The organism is Enterobacter sp. 22499, from assembly GCF_052044815.1.
GTDB lineage: Bacteria > Pseudomonadota > Gammaproteobacteria > Enterobacterales > Enterobacteriaceae > Enterobacter > Enterobacter bugandensis.
Map to the genome: position 1 here is coordinate 1 of NZ_JBQENR010000001.1, position 15,990 is coordinate 15,990.

At 57.4% G+C, this 15,990-nt stretch carries 12 protein-coding genes; 6 read left to right on the forward strand and 6 right to left on the reverse strand.

The features are described from left to right. Positions 1 to 62: 62 nt before the first annotated feature. From ACTJI7_RS00005 to ACTJI7_RS00015, 3 genes are read right to left on the reverse strand one after another with little or no spacing between them, the layout of a single operon-like run. Positions 63 to 2,237, reverse strand: coding sequence for a virulence factor SrfC family protein (locus tag ACTJI7_RS00005; RefSeq protein ID WP_088205506.1), 2,175 nt, complete (start codon positions 2,235 to 2,237; stop codon positions 63 to 65). Further along, positions 2,234 to 5,215, reverse strand: a complete 2,982-nt coding sequence (locus ACTJI7_RS00010) for a virulence factor SrfB (RefSeq protein WP_063154234.1) — start codon at positions 5,213 to 5,215, stop codon at positions 2,234 to 2,236. Before ACTJI7_RS00010 ends, ACTJI7_RS00005 begins: the two co-directional genes overlap by 4 nt. A gap of 4 nt (positions 5,216 to 5,219) precedes the next feature. Next, entirely contained in the window at positions 5,220 to 6,560 is a 1,341-nt protein-coding gene (locus tag ACTJI7_RS00015) for an SrfA family protein (protein ID WP_063154232.1), read from the reverse strand. 282 nt (positions 6,561 to 6,842) lie between these two features. Here ACTJI7_RS00015 and ACTJI7_RS00020 point away from each other — a divergent pair, with 282 nt between their 5' ends. Then, positions 6,843 to 8,441 carry an ABC transporter substrate-binding protein gene (locus ACTJI7_RS00020; RefSeq protein ID WP_047368644.1) on the forward strand — a complete coding sequence of 533 codons (1,599 nt, stop codon included), beginning with the start codon at positions 6,843 to 6,845 and terminating at the stop codon, positions 8,439 to 8,441. Between the two features lie 55 nt (positions 8,442 to 8,496). Then, entirely contained in the window at positions 8,497 to 8,730 is a 234-nt protein-coding gene (locus tag ACTJI7_RS00025) for a YdcY family protein (RefSeq protein ID WP_041909781.1), read from the forward strand. On the opposite strand, the gene ACTJI7_RS00030 is transcribed toward ACTJI7_RS00025, so the two are convergent. Continuing rightward, positions 8,731 to 9,180, reverse strand: a complete 450-nt coding sequence (locus ACTJI7_RS00030) for a DMT family transporter (protein WP_028013294.1) — start codon at positions 9,178 to 9,180, stop codon at positions 8,731 to 8,733. It lies immediately after the preceding gene. Beyond that, positions 9,177 to 9,695: a GNAT family N-acetyltransferase gene (locus tag ACTJI7_RS00035; RefSeq protein WP_045260624.1), complete on the reverse strand. Its 519-nt coding sequence runs from the start codon at positions 9,693 to 9,695 to the stop codon at positions 9,177 to 9,179. The genes ACTJI7_RS00030 and ACTJI7_RS00035 overlap by 4 nt, the downstream gene beginning before the upstream one ends. 135 nt (positions 9,696 to 9,830) lie before the next feature. Here ACTJI7_RS00035 and ACTJI7_RS00040 point away from each other — a divergent pair, with 135 nt between their 5' ends. From ACTJI7_RS00040 to ACTJI7_RS00050, 3 genes are all read left to right on the forward strand, one after another. Next, positions 9,831 to 10,406, forward strand: coding sequence for a helix-turn-helix domain-containing protein (locus tag ACTJI7_RS00040; protein ID WP_028013292.1), 576 nt, complete (start codon positions 9,831 to 9,833; stop codon positions 10,404 to 10,406). A 65-nt stretch (positions 10,407 to 10,471) separates the two neighbouring features. Next, entirely contained in the window at positions 10,472 to 11,512 is a 1,041-nt protein-coding gene (locus ACTJI7_RS00045) for an NADP-dependent oxidoreductase (RefSeq protein ID WP_063154230.1), read from the forward strand. Between the two features lie 255 nt (positions 11,513 to 11,767). After that, positions 11,768 to 12,436, forward strand: a complete 669-nt coding sequence (locus ACTJI7_RS00050) for a GntR family transcriptional regulator (RefSeq protein WP_045260622.1) — start codon at positions 11,768 to 11,770, stop codon at positions 12,434 to 12,436. A gap of 119 nt (positions 12,437 to 12,555) precedes the next feature. Here the strand turns inward: ACTJI7_RS00050 and pqqU are convergent, their stop codons facing one another. Next, the gene (pqqU, locus tag ACTJI7_RS00055; RefSeq protein WP_041909791.1) at positions 12,556 to 14,670 is read right to left on the reverse strand and encodes a TonB-dependent receptor PqqU; all 2,115 of its coding nucleotides are present in this window, start codon (positions 14,668 to 14,670) and stop codon (positions 12,556 to 12,558) included. Between the two features lie 243 nt (positions 14,671 to 14,913). On the opposite strand from pqqU, the gene yncE reads away from it, so the two are divergent. Further along, positions 14,914 to 15,975 (forward strand): 7-bladed beta-propeller protein YncE, encoded by a 1,062-nt coding sequence (yncE, locus tag ACTJI7_RS00060; RefSeq protein ID WP_048959037.1) that lies wholly within the window; start codon positions 14,914 to 14,916, stop codon positions 15,973 to 15,975. Positions 15,976 to 15,990 lie beyond the last annotated feature (15 nt).

Consider the following 15,990-nt stretch of genomic DNA (forward strand, 5'->3'; position numbering starts at 1 on the left):
GCGTAATTATCGTCGCGGAATACAGGCCGGGTAAGCGCAGCGCTACCCGGCAAGAAAGGCCGCTACAGGATTAAAGCCCGCAGTGCCCGACGTGCGTCAGGCTGAACATCATGCGGGTGCTGATAATTAATGTTTTCGATTGCCCGGCTATAGAGGGCAACCAGCCAGTCGTAAACGTACGCGGTGGCCGCATGAACAGGCTGCTCCCCCAGACGCGTCAGGCGCGGTGCGGCACTGCTGACGACGGGCGTAACAAAGATTGCCTGACCTTTGCGAATGCGGCTTGCGGGGCGTTCTGCTGACGGGGTCTGGTCGTAACCCAGCCAGCCAACGAAATTCCCTATCACCGCATGCAGCTGCGCCGCGCTGCTTTTATCCGCGTCGACAATTCGCTGAAGCTGTTGCGGGAGATTAAGCCGGTAGCTGGTTACCACCAGCACATCCGCGATTTGCTGCAGCACCGCGGGCTCCAGACCAAGACGGGCGGCGGTAGCTTCATTGCGGCTCCACTGGCGCAGATGATTTATCCATACTCTGTGCGCCAGGCGCGCTTTGTCTTTTGTCTGGAATCGTCCTGCGCTTTCCTGGGCGTTATCGGCGAACAGATCGATGGTGTCCGTGAACAGCCCGTTCACCTGCTCCTCGCGCGGTTGCTGAACGGCGAGCAGCGTTTCAAAGGCTTTTAGCGGCGGCAGCAGGCCCTCAAGCAGCTCGCCGTGACGGGCGGCGCTGCTTTGCAGCGTGCGCACCATGTTTTCGGCCTGAGCACGTCGTGTACCCGGTTCCTCAACCAGCGGCGCCAGATAGCTTTGCATCAGCGACGCGATCTCCTGCCGCAGCAGGTTTTTCAGCGTGCCAAGGCGCTTCTGCCGCTGTGCCGGGAGCGTCGCCTGAGACAACCACTCAATGACGCGCTGCATGCTGTGGCTGTCCAGCGCCTGCAGAGTTCCCCAGCGCAGGCCTGGCTTGCCCAGCAGATGCTGTACGGCTTCATCGAGATTCTGTCGGGTAGTGAAACGAGCGTCATGCGGTGTGATCGCCCACACCAGCCCCGGCAGGGCAGACTCCTCGGCAGGCTGGGTCTCTTTAATCCAGTTAATTAACACTTTTGCTTTTTGGGCCGTCTGCTCGTGCCGCGCTGTCGCGTTGCAGATAACCAGCACATCCGGCTGGAGCTGCTGGCGGTAATGTTCAAGCAGCCACTGGCATTTAGCCTGTACTAAAGGATCGGCGCTGCCGTCTTCAAAGACCGGAATATCAATGATATCAACGTTATCCAGCGCGCCATTCTCAACCGGCAAGACCAGCTCGCGGGTAAGGAAAGCAAGCACGTCGACCGGGATGCTGATGGCGTTGAGCATTTCACCGTTGTTCAGCGGATGAAGCAGCGTCTCCTGAGTTTCCTGCTGGGTTAAGGTGCCGTGCGTCAGGAACCCTTCACCAGGCAGACCAAAGCTGTCCACCAGCAGGCTCAGCGGCGCAGCCAGCTCGCTCGCATGGCTGGTCTGATGCAGCACGTGGGCAAGCTTCAGCCACTGCTGGGTTAACTCCTGTTGCTCGCCCCACAGCAGCGACCAGACGCTGGCGCGGGTGCTGAGATCGAGCGATGGCACCAGCTGGGCAAACTCATGCCACAGGGCGTCATCAATTTGCTGTCTCGCGGCGGGTACCGTGCTTTGCCAGAAACGCGAAATCGCACCCACATCCTGCGCCGTGATGCCGGGCACGCTCTGCGGCTGGCGAAGGCCGCGCCATTTCTCCAGACGCGTCTCAATGACCGCCTTATCCACCGCGCGCATCTGCGGGTGCAGCGTCGTGCGGGCAATAAACAGTTGTACCAGTTCGGCCTCGGTGACCAGGCTCAGACGCAGCGGAAACGCCTCATCCGCTACCTCCGGGGTGTCTCGGGTGAAGCGCACGGCCATGTTGGTCAGGGCATGCCCTGGGTTAATATGCGAAAAATAGTCAAAGGTGCGCTGGCCCGGCATCACGTTCAGGCGCCCGTTACCGCTGCCGCATAGCGACAGCAGCAGGTGCGCTTTGGCGCTCTGAGAATGGCCGTAAAGCCCAATGCTGCTCCGGCGGGTCAGGGCGCGTTCAATGGCCTGCTCCCGCGCCTGCGCCGCGTTGATACGAGCAAGCAGGGCATCAGCATCGTTATCCAGCACAGGGGCGTTCAGGCGCGTCTCATTAATCCACCCGATCAAGGCCTGGGTGGTGGTCGTGGTCGCTGTCATTTCAGGTATACGCTCCCGCTGTCGATCCAGTAGTGGCTACCGCTGTGTCGGCGATCGGCCAGGGTATTCAGTTTGAAGGTTAACGCGTCAGGCGCAACCGGCGTGCCGTCCTGCAGCCAGGCATCGCTGAGCTCGAAGGACTCAGGGCCCTCTAATTTGCTGCCGCCGCAGAGCTTAAGCCTCACGTTAAGCACGCCGTCGCCGGCAATCGCTTTTGCCAGTTCAGCCGAATTGATGCTGAGCGTATAAAGCGGCGTGGCGGGCCAGCGCGCGTTCGCCAGCTGGCGGAAGCCGAGGGTAACGTTACCGCGCAGCGGGAAGTGCAGACGGGCGTCGAGCTTCGCTCCCGGCTTATCCAGGTCTATATCCTGATACCAGACGTTCTCCTCGCGCAGCGTGTTGACGGTGTTATCCAGCACGCCGAGATAACGCACGGTTGAATACGCGCCAATGTCCGCGGCCTTAAAGTTAAAGCGCGGCAGACGCAGATCGAGCGCCAGGCTGCAGAGCATGGCCCCCACCGCGGCGGTCGATTTCGGATTGCCTATGCGCCCCTGCTGGCTGAAGGGATACCACTCGTGAACCTGATATTTATCCAGCCAGACGATGCGGTTGACCGGCACCGGCTGCAGATGCCGAATCAGCGCCTGAACGCCCGGCAGGCAGCCCGGGCGCCCGGTGATGAGCAGAATATCGCAGCTGTAATGGGAAATCGCTTCACACACCGCGTGGAGCGGCGAGGTCAGCGTAAACTGACCGGCCAGCATTGCATCCTGCATTTCGCGGAAGTTCACGTGCAGCGGCACGGCGAACAGGTCGAACGCCTCTGAGCCCGCCGGCAGGGCATGATCGATTGCCTGCTGAAGATAGTTCATCACGTTGCGGGTTGGTTTCTGCGCAAGGAGCTCGCCAAAGGTGGCATGCAGGCCCGCCAGCGGATCGTCAATGTCGCTGGCTTCCCACGCGGAAAGAATGGCGTGGCCAATCGGCATAAAGAGCTGAAGCGCCGTTTGCTGGCGCAGTACCGCCTGGGTATCAATACGCCCGGAGTCGCCGAACAGCGACGCCATCAGCAGTGAGGCGTCCGCAATGCCGGATTTCTGCAGCTGCGTTTGCAGGGCGGGCAGGACATAGCGCTGAATCACGTCCAGCAGGGTATCGTCGCCCGCCACCTTGAACCCTTCGCGGAACAGCAGTTGCGGGGTGATTTTGACGTTATTACCGGAGCCGTCATCAAGCTGGTAGTGGGTTATTGCCATATCCGTGGTGCCACCGCCGATGTCGATAGACGCGACGCGTAATGCGCGGCCCGGCTGCACGCCTGGCTCAGGTTCACGATCCGTGCGGGCGAGGGAGGCGAAAAAGGCTTCCGTCTGGCCGCCAAAACGGGAAATCGCTTCGTTATACAGCCAGACCAACTGACCGCAGCTGGCTTCATCCCACTCCATCTGAATCTCAGGGACCGGCACCACGCTTTTTTCCTGCTGCTTGCGGGTGGCAAAATCTTCATCCTGCGGGTGCCAGCCCATCGCTTTCCAGACGATGGCAATGGCTTCAAACATGCGGCGACGGAAAATCTCGCGCTCCTGCTTCGGCATGGCCGAGGGCAGGGTCAGGATCAGGGTGCGCAGCTGGCGCGGCGAGGCCGGGAAGCCCAGGCGCAGGCGGGTGGCGACGCTGTTGATCTGGCCCAGCGCCTGCGCCAGCAGCTCGCACAGCATGTGCGTCATCAGCGTGCTGCGGCTGTACTGCGGCGAAAAGACCGGCAGCCGCTCGTCCTGCGGCAGCGTAAACAGCGGCTCACCGTCATCGTTCATCAGGTTCATCAGCGGAAACGCCGTGGCGAGCGGTTCACGCTGGGTTTTGCCGTTCATCTGGCTAAAGCGCCAGTCCTGCACGACAGGCGTTTCATCCCACAGATAGCGGCGCGGGCTGGAGATGCCGCTGTTACCTTCGGTTCCCAGGCGCTGCATCGCCAGCTTGCGGGCTTCATCGCCCACGCGAACAATCGACGGCCAGACAAACGCATCTTCGCGACCGCTTTCTACCGAGAAGTGCTGTTTGCCAAAGCGCGCTTCGGAAAATTCAAGACGGCTGGTAAAGAGAGGCTCGTTCAGGAACTGCGGCTCGCTTAACGAACGAACCTGCAACTCGGCGGTCTGCCGAAGCCCGTCGTTTGCATCACCGTGGTCTTCGATAATGACGCCGCAGGTATGGGTGTTGCCCACGTCTAGGATCAGGTCGACAGGAATGGCAGGCGTGCTGAGCGTATGGGTGACAAATTTCACTTCCGGAATGGTGATCTGTTCACCGAGCATGGTCAGCAGGTTGAGCCAGTGGGCCTGGTATTCGAAGCTGCGCATCGCCTGCTGCAGGTCGCGTTCAGAGCGGTTTTCCACGCCGTCGGCATACTGGGTAAATGCCTCACGCAGCCAGCCGTCAATCCAGGTCTGGTCGAGGAAACTTTCTACCTCACTATCGCGCCACGCCAGCGCAAAGCGGGTTCCATTCAGAATATCGTTTTCAACCGGCGACAGGGCGGAGGTGGCATGCTCCGCGATCTGGCTGTCGAGCGCGAGGGTGACGCGGTGCGAGTTGCCTGCCGTGTCGGGCTTCTCGAGCTTGCGCACCTGAACGCGCGCCCAGTTATCCGGTCCTTCCACAAAGGTCCGCGGCGGGTTGAAGCGCAGGAAGGGCACGGGAAGCCAGACGCCGTCCAGCACGGCAAGGGACTGATGCAGCGGAATGGTGGTTTCCGGTTTAACCACTTCAGGCTGACCGCCGTTCGTCCCCGGCAGGGTATAGCGCCCGTTCACCAGGTCGAAATCGAGTCGCAAAAGGGGGCCGTTCGCGGTTTTACGTACGAAGCGCCCGTTGCTGGCGGTGTCCTGCGGCGTCAGACCGAAATCCAGGAACTGCACGCCGCTGTTGGCAATAAGCGTGACGCTTTGTTTATAGTCGCAAAGATTTACCAGCATAGGATCAGGCACCTGCTTTCTTGAACGTCAGTGGGACGACGGTGTTGGCGTCATAGCGAGCGCGACATTCTGCGATATCGCTAGCCCCGGCTTTACAGGCGACTTCCGGCATCGGATAGCGGGAACCGTCGGTGCAGCGAGCATTGCCGCGACTTTTAATCATCAGCTCGCCATTGCTGTGCAGCCCGGAGAAAATCTCCGCGCGGCAGACAATGTTGTCGCCGTGCACGACGCGGGCGAAACCTTTATTATTCTGGATTTGATAGCGCATTGACGGCGGCTTGCCGGTGACCGGATCTTTCACGTCGAGAACCGCGCGCCAGGTACCGTTCAGGAAGCGCGTCGACCCGGCTTTCACCTGACCGGCTTCCATCACCATGGCATCTTTCGGGATCGGAACAATTACCACCGGTGCGGCTTCAGGTGCAGGAGCGGGTTCTTTTTCTTTACTGGCGACGACCTCAGCCTGATGCAGGGGGAGATTCATAGCCAGCGGCTCTACCGCTTTGATCGGCTGCGGTGCAATAGCCACGGGCTCAGGAGCCGGTGCCGGAGCGGGCTCTGCCGAAGGGGCCTGTTTTGGCCACAGCAGCGGCGCGGCAACGGCTGCCACAATCACGGCGGCAACCGGCAGGGTCCACAGGGGAATGCGACGTTTTTTCGTGACGGCAACAGGCGCAGGTTCCTGAGCCGGTTGCGCAACAACCGGCGCGGGCTCCGGCTCATACAGTTCTTCCGGCGTAATACGCACGGCTGTGACGGGCGCAATCAGCGGCTCGTCTGCTTTTTCAAAGGTGATGGCCGGTTCGGGCGCGGGTTCTGGCTCGGGCTCTTCAATCACAACGGGGGCAGGCTCGGGGATCAACGCTTCACGCAGGCAGTCGAGGACATCGTCGCGCGCATTTTCGTTCAGGTTTACAAAACCCCAGAAGCAAATAATCGGCTTTCCTGCGACCAGGAAAACAAAATTCTCGCCGGGAAACTGAAACGCTTTCGACAGCAGCGAGCCGAAAAGCTGCTGTGCGGTTTTGGGCGACTGGAGGCATTTCTTGCTTAACGACTCAACGCTGGCAAGCGTGTTTTCCAGATAGCGCAGGGCACGATAGCGGTCGTCTTCACTGGCCGCCTTCCAGCTGGTGACGCTTCCCTCAACGGGGGAATACCAGTCCACGCGGTCGCCGCTGTCGTTGACCTGAGGAATAGCCAGACAGTCCACTATGGCCTGCTGTTTGCGCAATCGAAGCGCTTCCCGGATTTGTAACGCTGATTCAAAAACGGCCTGTCCGCCGCCGCCAACGGCCTGAAAATCATCCAGATTACCGCTGCGTAAAAGAGTTTTTGCCACGATTTGATCCCATATACTTCTTCACACCGTTACTTTAACGAAACGAGGAAGCAAACAAACGGAGGAAGAGACGCTAAAAGCGCCGATTTCTTGCGGCATAGATCGTGACGGTTGTGCTTGACGAATAACGTCACTTAAGGCAAATCACCTTTTTTGCACTGGCGGCAAAACCGGCAAAAAACGCGGCTTTAGAATAACCTGATAGTGTTTCGTTATTTGCCAGGTGATAAGGGCTGTGCTGTTATTACTGACCTATATAATAAAACTGTCAGGGTTATAACTATGTCTACAGGGAAAACGCTGCTCGCCCTTGCGCTGAGCGCTCTTTTACCAGCCGGTGCCGCATGGGCGGCAAAAAACGACACCCTTATTTACTGCTCCGAGGCATCGCCAGAGTCGTTCAACCCGCAAATCGCCAGCTCCGGCCCGTCGTTCGTGGCCAGCTCTCAGGTTCTGTACAACCGCCTGATCAATTTCGACCCGGTGAAAAATACCCCGGTACCGTCACTGGCGGAATCCTGGACGATTTCACCGGACGGCAAGACCTATACCTTTACCCTGCGCAAAGGGGTGAAGTTCAACAGCAACAAATACTTCAAGCCGACGCGCGACTTTAACGCCGATGACGTTATTTTCTCGGTGATGCGTCAGAAAGACCCTAAACACCCGTACCATAATGTGTCCCAGGGCAACTACGAATACTTCAACGATGTCGGGCTCGATAAGCTGATTCAGGACGTTAAAAAGGTCGACGATTATCACGTTCAGTTCACCCTGAGTGAACCCAACGCCGCGTTCCTGGCCGACTGGGGAATGGATTTCGCCTCGATCCTCTCCGCCGAATACGCCGATGTGATGCTGAAAAAAGGCACGCCTGAGAACGTAGATACCTGGCCGATCGGTACCGGGCCCTATGTGCTCCAGCAGTACAAGGTGGACTCGCTGATCCGCTACGTCGCTAATCCGAACTACTGGGATGGCGAGGTGCCGACCAAACATCTTATCTTCTCCATCACGCCAAACGTGGAAACCCGCCTGGCGAAATTACAGACCAACGAGTGTCAGATTATTCCTGCGCCGTCTCCGGTTCAGTTTGACGTGATTAAAAAGAACAAAGACCTGACGCTGCACTCTGTCGATGCGCTGAACGTCGGCTATCTGGCGTTTAACACCGAGAAAAAGCCGTTCGATAACGTGCTGGTGCGTCAGGCGCTGAACTACGCGACCGACAAGAAGGCTATCGTTAATGCGGTCTTTATGGGCTCCGGTACGGTGGCTAAATCGCCGATCCCGCCAAATATGCTGGGCTTTAATAAAGATCTGCAGGACTACAGCTACGATCCTGATAAAGCAAAAGCGCTGCTGAAGCAGGCCGGGCTGGAGAAGGGCGCAGAGGTCACGCTGTGGTCAATGCCGGTTCAGCGTCCGTATAACCCTAACTCGCGTCGTATCGCGGAGATGATCCAGAGCGACTGGGCGAAAGTCGGCGTGAAGGCCAAAATCGTCTCTTACGAGTGGGGCGAATACCTCTCCGGGATGCGCAAAGGCGAGCACGACTCCGCGCTGTTCGGCTGGATGTCCGATAACGGCGACCCGGACAACTTCGCCGATGTGCTGCTGGGCTGCAACAGCATTAAAACCGGGTCAAACGCCGCGCGCTGGTGCGATAAGGGTTATGATGCCCTGGTGCAAAAAGCGAAGCTGACCAGCGATCCGGCCGAGCGTGCGAAACTGTACGGCCAGGCGCAGGAGATTTTCTACCAGCAGGCACCGTGGATCGCGCTGGCAAACGGCAAAACGTTCTTTGCAACCCGCAGCAACGTGACCGGATACAGCGTGAGCCTGATGGGCAGCGATTTCTCTAAAGCGAAGCTGAACTAAGCATTTATTGCCGGGTGAGGCGTAAGCCACCACCCGGCAAAAACAAGGAGTGACAATGTCACATTTAAACGAAGTTATCGCCCGCGTGGATGCCGCCATCGAAGAGAGCGTCATCGCCCACATGAACGAACTGCTGATTGCATTGAGCGATGATGCCGATCTCAGCCGTGAAGACCGTTACGCCCAACAGCAGCGTCTACGTACCGCGATTTCGCACCACGGTAAGCAGCACAAAGAGGAGATGGACGCGCGCCAGGAACAGCTGACCAAGGGCGGCACCATACTGTAATCAAAACTGGCGTCGCGCTACCAGCCAGGCCCCGACGACCAGCATCACCGCGCCGCATACCGGGCCGATCAGCGCGCGCAGGGGAATGCCATGGCTTCTCAGCACGTCAAGGACCAGCCCGCCAATCAACTGGCTTGCGACCAGCACTGCGATGGTCGTTGCCGCGCCCACGTTCTGGTAGCCGCTGATGCTGGCAAACACAAAAAAAGACCCCAGGAGCCCCGGGATCAGCGTCCACCAGCGCACCGTTGCGGCCAGCTCACTGAACCCGGCGAAGCCCTGCTTCAGCAGCAGAATGCTGACAAACAGCACAATGCCGACCAGGGAGTTCAGCAGCATTGCGATAAGAATGGTGGAGGAGGACTGGGTGATACGCACCATTAAGGTGTTTTGCACCACCAGACCGATCCCCGCCGCCACCAGGAACGCCAGCGTCAGCGACTGATTCATGGGATTGCGTCCGGGTCGCTGCGCTCGTCCAGCTGCAGCTGCATAAAGGTTAAGTCCAGCCAGCGGCCAAACTTGGTTCCCACCTGCGGCATCTGCCCCGTGGTCACAAAACCGAGCGTTTCGTGGAGGTGAATCGAGGCCTTATTTTGCGCTTCAATGCCGGCCACCATCACGTGTTTGCCGATGGCGCGGGCCTCGTTGATCAGCGCTTTCATTAGCGTGCGGCCAATGCCTTTACCCTGATGCTCCGGATGGACATATACCGAATGCTCAACCGTGTGACGAAAGCCGTCGAAGGCGCGCCAGTCGCCGAAAGAGGCGTACCCGGTAACCACACCATTTTCCTCAGCCACCAGAACCGGGTAACCCGCGAGCGTGCGGGCCTCGAACCAGGCGATTCGGTTATCGGTATCAACGGTTTTATCGTTCCAGATCGCGGCAGTATGCAGCACCGCATGGTTATAGATCTCTCCTATCGCAGCGCAGTCTTCTTTACAGGCGTGACGAACGATCATGATTAAACCTCTGTATGTTGTTTACTATAGTATTACGCTATAGATATGATATTACACAACTGTATCGTCAGAGCGCTACGTGAGAATGATTATGTGCCCCATTGAAACGGCGTTCATACGCTTTAGTATGACGTTATGAACACAATAACAGACACAATGAATCAGCGTATTAGCGCCAGAATTCGCCTCGAACGTGAATCACGCGGCTGGTCTCTTAGCGAGCTGGCCGAGCGGGCGGGCGTATCTCGCGCCATGATCCACAAGATAGAGCGCGGCGACAGCAGCCCGACGGCTACCTTGCTTGCCCGCCTGTCAGGCGCGTTTGGGATCAGCATGTCGACCCTGATTGCCAGAGCCGAGATGCAGGAGGGAAAACTCCTGCGCCTGGCGAACCAGCCCGTCTGGCGCGATCCGCAAACCCACTACCTTCGTCGCCACGTTTCTCCCCGTACCGATCTGCCTATCGACCTCGTTCAGATTGAGCTGCCCGCGGGGAGCGACGTCCCGATGCCGGCGTCCTCCTACGCGCTCGCGCGGCAGCTGATCTGGCTGCAGTCCGGCGAGCTGGTATTTCAGGAGGGCGATACTCGCCACGAGATGAAGGCCGGAGACTGTCTGGAGCTGGGGCCGCCAAACGACTGCCGTTTTATCAACGAAACCAACGAAACCTGCATCTATCTTGTGGTCCGGCTTAACCAGTCTGCCTCGTAATGTTAAGGCGATAATGCCGATCGTGAGCCAGGCTGTAATGACATTTGTACCAGAAGGAGAATCCGATGAATCAATCTGTTTCGCAAAACCGCCGCTGGGTGCTGGCCTCTCGCCCACAGGGCGCGCCGGTGGCGGAGAATTTTCGTCTGGAAGAGCAGCCCGTTCCTGCTCCTCAGGCGGGGCAGCTGCTGCTTCGCACCGTCTGGATGTCGCTGGACCCTTACATGCGGGGCCGCATGAGCGATGCGCCATCCTATTCTCCGCCGGTTGAGATTGGTGCGGTGATGGTAGGGGGAACGGTTAGCCGCGTTGAGCAGTCAAACCACCCCGACTTTAAAGCGGGTGAATGGGTGCTGAGCTACAGCGGCTGGCAGGAGTACGCGCTTTCAGACGGCAGCGGCCTGGTCAAGCTGGGCGATAATCCCACCCATCCCTCCTGGGCGCTGGGCATTCTTGGGATGCCGGGCTTTACCGCCTATATGGGGTTGCTGGATATCGGACAACCGCAAGCGGGTGAAACGCTGGTGGTCGCCGCCGCGACGGGCCCGGTTGGGGCGACCGTCGGGCAGATCGGTAAAATTAAAGGCTGCCGCGTGGTCGGGGTAGCCGGTGGGGCAGAAAAATGCCGCCACGCCGTTGAGGTTCTTGGATTTGACGTGTGTCTCGATCACCACGCGGCGGATTTCGCTGAGCAGCTGAAACGCGCCTGCCCGAAAGGCATTGATGTCTACTTTGAAAACGTCGGCGGGAAAGTGTTTGACGCCGTGCTGCCGCTGCTGAATACCTCCGCGCGCGTGCCGGTGTGTGGCCTGGTGAGCGGCTACAATGCTACGGGCTTGCCTGAGGGGCCAGACCGTTTGCCGCTTCTGATGGGCACTATTCTGAAGAAACGCATCCGGATGCAGGGCTTTATCATTGCCCAGGACTACGGCCACCGCATTCATGAGTTTCAGGAAGAGATGGGGCGCTGGGTGCAGGAGGGTAAAATTCACTATCGTGAACAGGTGACGGACGGGCTGGAAAACGCCCCTGAAGCGCTGATTGGCCTGCTGGAAGGAAAAAACTTCGGTAAAGTCGTGATTCGCGTCGCGGGTGACAATAAATAAAAGGCACTATGGCGGGGTTTCCCGCCATATTTATTTGTGAAGATACGATATATTGTCTTTAATTAACGGACATGGCTTTTCGCGCCATCATCCCGGATGAGCCCGAAACCGATAAAAAAAACACATTTTGCATTTTTTGCTGTTTTACGTACTTCCCACCACCAGGCATGACGATACAGGATATATCGGACCAGCGTCGTTTTATTAAAACTGGCGTTTAAAAATAGCATTAAGTTTTAGCTACAGGAATTGAACATGCTTGATTTGGATCACTTAGAAAAAGCCCAAAGGATCAGTCTTACCATGCAAGTTGAACTCAGTTTGAAAGGAGCGTTAATTACAGGCTCCCTTAAACCGGGTGCACGACTGATTACGAAAGAGATCGCCGATAAATTAGGAACCAGCATTACCCCAGTGCGCGAGGCGCTGCTGCGTCTGGTGTCAGCAGGGGCATTACATGCCACGCCGGCACAGGCATTTCTGGTGCCGGAGGTGACGCTGGACCGTTATAACGAAATCAACGCTATTCGCAAGCAGCTTGAACCCATGGCGGTTGCCGCAGCCTGTCAGAATATGTCTGACCAAAAGATCGAGACGTTGCGCAAATTGTCGGAAGCGTTTCATGAGGCCATGCGCAACGGGAACGTTCAGCAGGCATTGCAGGCAAATCGCATCTTCCGCTTTACGCTTTATCAGTACGCGGAAATGCCCACGCTGAATGCATTAATTGAACAGCTTTGGGTGCGTATCGGGCCTTGCATTAACTATCTGCACCGGGAGCTTAATGACATTAAGGAAGCGACGTATCACTATGACGAACTGCTTTCAGCCCTGGAACGCCGGGATGTCGACGCCAGCCAGAAGGCGATTGAAAAATCGATTGATGAAGCGAATACGCTTTTACAGCGACAATATTTTAACTGAGAGATAATTTAACAGAGCGACTATATACCGCGTCTATTTATTTATCTGGTGAATAACTCCTGATGGCATTTTGCCATCAGGAGCGTTATTTTCGGTATAAAATAAACTTTACTTATTTGTTACTCGAATCGATAAGACACCGACAGACCCACACCGTAGTTACGGCCAGGCGCTGGCTCGTAATAACGCCCGTTGGATTCGTTGACAATAACCGAGCCAACGTACTCTTTGTCGAACAGGTTATCTACGCGGCCAAAGACGTCCATCCCCCAGTTGCCGTAGTTGAATTTATACCCGGTATTCAGCCCGACCACCGTGTACGATGGCGCTTTCGCCGTGTTCTCGTCGTCGGCCATGATATCGCTCATGTAGCGCACGTCCGAGCCCGCGTACCAGCCTTCTTCAGGCTGCCAGCCAAACGACGCATAGCCCATATTGCGGGCAATGCCCGGCATACGGTTGCCGTTACAGTCCGCGTCGCCGCAGACGTTGGTCCGGTAGGTGGCATCAAGGTAGGTCCACGCCATTTTCAGCTTCCAGTTCTCAGCAAACTGCTGATCGAGAGACACTTCGACTCCCTGACGGCGGGTCTTTCCGGCATTTTTATAGCTTGTGCGGCCACCAGAGCTGGCATCCACCACGATCTCGTCATCCGTATCGGTGCGGAACAGCGCTGCCGTCAGCAGGCCATTGCCAATGCGGGTTTTGCTGCCCACCTCATACGTGTTGTTCGTGGAAGGCTGCAGGCCGATATTCAGGCCGCCCTGGTTATCGGCGCGATACGAAAGCTCGTTGATGGTTGGCGTTTCGAACCCACGCCCTGCGGCAGCGTAGAGGTTCCACGCGTCCGTCACCGCATACTTCACGGAGCCCGCCGGGAGCCACTTGTGATAGCTCGCGTCACCGCTGTCGTCGCCGTTGCCCGGCGTAACGTAATGGTCGTTAGAATCAAACCAGACCGAGCTATAACGCACGCCCGCATCCACGGACAGTTTCTGCGTCAGCTGCCAGCTGGTCTGCAGGTAAGGGTCGACGTTCCACATCAGGTTACGTTCGTTCCGGCGTTTATCACCCTTCACGCCGTAATCCGGCACGCCGTTGTTCATCACAAAGTTCTCGTACCCGCGACGATCTTCACTCATGTTTTCATAGTTCAGACCGGTGGTGAAGGTGACCGGCACCAGCAGCTCGCCGCGGTGCGTCCAGCGGGTATCAACCCCCTGATAATGACGCTGCATATCGATCACGCCGCCGGAGTGAGAAGGCCTCAGCTGCGGCTGGTAGGGAATCGACTGGTACTGGGTCATTTCACGCTCGCCGGCGTACATCATCACGCTGAGATCGTCCTGAGCGCTAAGCTGGCGGTCGTAGCGCAGCCCCGCCTGAGTCTGCTTGATGGTCTTGCGCGTGTTGTACTGATCGCCACGCGGGGACTGACGCGGGTTATCCTGCCACTCCTGATAGCTCAGCCCGCCCGGATCGTTTGCTTTCATGTCCACGCTGTTAAAAATCAGCGTCAACTTGCTGGCATCGTCAATGCGTACGCCCAGTTTGGCATTAGCGAGATTCTTCCGCGCGCCGCTGTGGTCGCGGTAGCCTTTAGTGGTGAAGCGGGTGGTGGATACGGTGTAATCCACGTCCCCGGCATGGGTGCCATCGCCCATTGCGCCGGTGGCTTTCATGCCGTAGCGCCATGTCCCGTAACTGCCGTAATAGCTGCTTGCCTCGATGGTCGGCGGCTGCTGCCCGGTTTGCGTATTGATGTTAATCACGCCGCCAGAGGCGTTGCCATACAGGGCGGAGAAGGGACCGCGCAGCACCTCAACGCTGTCAATGCTGGAGAGATCGATGTTGGAGGTCTGGCCCTGTCCGTCCGGCATGGTGGCTGGAATACCGTCGACGTACATGCGAATGCCGCGCACGCCAAACGTTGAGCGGGCACCAAACCCGCGCATCGAAAGCTGGAGATCCTGAGCATAGTTCTGACGGTTCTGAATCTGTAGTCCCGGAACGCTGCCAAGCGATTCGGAGAGATTAATGCGCGGCGCAGCGTGGCGCATATCCTCGCCATTCACGACGCTGACCGCCGCCGGAGTATCAAGCTCTGATACGGTTTGCGGCGTGGCGCTGACGATCATGGTCTGTTCCTCTGCGCTCATCGCGCTTAGAGGCGCAAAAACAACGGGAACCAGCAGCAGCGGGAGAGATGCCTTACGGGCAGATATGATTTTCATGAGTAAAACCGGTTGTGATGTATAAACGAACCAAATGGAACATGTCCATACATGTTAAAGGTTTTGTAAATGTTTTGAAAACTATAACCGCACATTGCGTTAATGAAAGGCAATAGGGAAAAGAAAAACTCCACTTTTAACTTATTAATGATTACTATTCTCATTATCAAAACGGCAATGCCATGACGTTGCCAGCCGGAAGCGATGTCAGCAGTACCCCCAATTTTCAAAAAAGGAATTGTTATGTCTTTACGCCATCTGTGCTCGCCACGCCTGAGTACGTCTCTGCTGTCTGCCGCTTTACTGTTTGCCGGAACCTTCCAGGCGCATGCCGCCGAAGAGATGCTGCGTAAAGCGGTGGGTAAAGGTGCCTATGAAATGGCGGTCAGCCAGCAGGAGAACGCGCTGTGGGTTGCGACGTCGCAAAGCCGTAAACTCGACAAGGGTGGCGTTATCTATCGCCTCGATCCTGCTACGCTGGAGGTGACGCAGGCCATTCATAGCGATCTCAAACCGTTTGGCGCCACCCTTGACGGCGCGACGCAAACCCTGTGGCTGGGTAATACGATCAACGGCGCGGTGACGGCCATTGATGCGAAAACGGGCGACGTGAAAGGGCGACTGGTGCTTGATAGCCGCCAGCGCAGTGAAACCGTCAAGCCGCTGCAGCCGCGCCAGCTGGTGGCGGATGACGCGAGCAACACGATTTACATCACCGGTGTCGGCAAAGAGAGCGTGATTTGGGTCGTGGATGGCGCAACGCTGAAGCTGAAAGAGACCATTGCCAACACCGGCACATACAGTACCGGTCTGGCGCTGGATGCAAAGGCGAAACGCCTGTACACCACCAATGCAGACGGTGAACTGGTCACCATTGATACCGCCACCAACAAAATCCTGAGCCGCAAAAAAGTGCAGGCCGACGGAAAAGAGCACTTCTATCTGAACCTGAGCCTGGACACCGCCGGTCAGCGCGCGTTCCTGACCGATTCAAAACAGCCGGAAGTGCTGGCGGTGAGCCTGAAAGACGGCAGCGTGATCGAGAAAATCGCCGCGCCTGAATCCCTGGCCGTTCTGTTTAATCCGGCTCGCAATGAAGCCTACGTGACGCACCGTGAGGCCGGCAAGGTGAGCGTGATTGACGCGAAGACCTACAAAGTAACGAAAACGTTCGATACGCCGGTCTACCCGAACAGCCTGGCGCTCTCTGCGGATGGCAAAACGCTTTACGTGACGGTGAAGCAAAAATCTACCCGCCAGCAGGAAGCGACCCAGCCTGACGATGTGATTCGTATCGCGCTGTAATATAAAAAAAGGGAA

What these genes read in the sequence shown, in the direction of transcription:
- ACTJI7_RS00005 (WP_088205506.1), bottom strand. Translation starts at nt 2,237, where the DNA reads ATGACAGCGACCACGACCACCACCCAGGCCTTGATCGGGTGGATTAAT.
- ACTJI7_RS00010 (WP_063154234.1), bottom strand. Translation starts at nt 5,215, where the DNA reads ATGCTGGTAAATCTTTGCGACTATAAACAAAGCGTCACGCTTATTGCC.
- ACTJI7_RS00020 (WP_047368644.1), top strand. Translation starts at nt 6,843, where the DNA reads ATGTCTACAGGGAAAACGCTGCTCGCCCTTGCGCTGAGCGCTCTTTTA.
- ACTJI7_RS00025 (WP_041909781.1), top strand. Translation starts at nt 8,497, where the DNA reads ATGTCACATTTAAACGAAGTTATCGCCCGCGTGGATGCCGCCATCGAA.
- ACTJI7_RS00030 (WP_028013294.1), bottom strand. Translation starts at nt 9,180, where the DNA reads ATGAATCAGTCGCTGACGCTGGCGTTCCTGGTGGCGGCGGGGATCGGT.
- ACTJI7_RS00035 (WP_045260624.1), bottom strand. Translation starts at nt 9,695, where the DNA reads ATGATCGTTCGTCACGCCTGTAAAGAAGACTGCGCTGCGATAGGAGAG.
- ACTJI7_RS00040 (WP_028013292.1), top strand. Translation starts at nt 9,831, where the DNA reads ATGAACACAATAACAGACACAATGAATCAGCGTATTAGCGCCAGAATT.
- ACTJI7_RS00045 (WP_063154230.1), top strand. Translation starts at nt 10,472, where the DNA reads ATGAATCAATCTGTTTCGCAAAACCGCCGCTGGGTGCTGGCCTCTCGC.
- ACTJI7_RS00050 (WP_045260622.1), top strand. Translation starts at nt 11,768, where the DNA reads ATGCTTGATTTGGATCACTTAGAAAAAGCCCAAAGGATCAGTCTTACC.
- pqqU (WP_041909791.1), bottom strand. Translation starts at nt 14,670, where the DNA reads ATGAAAATCATATCTGCCCGTAAGGCATCTCTCCCGCTGCTGCTGGTT.
- yncE (WP_048959037.1), top strand. Translation starts at nt 14,914, where the DNA reads ATGTCTTTACGCCATCTGTGCTCGCCACGCCTGAGTACGTCTCTGCTG.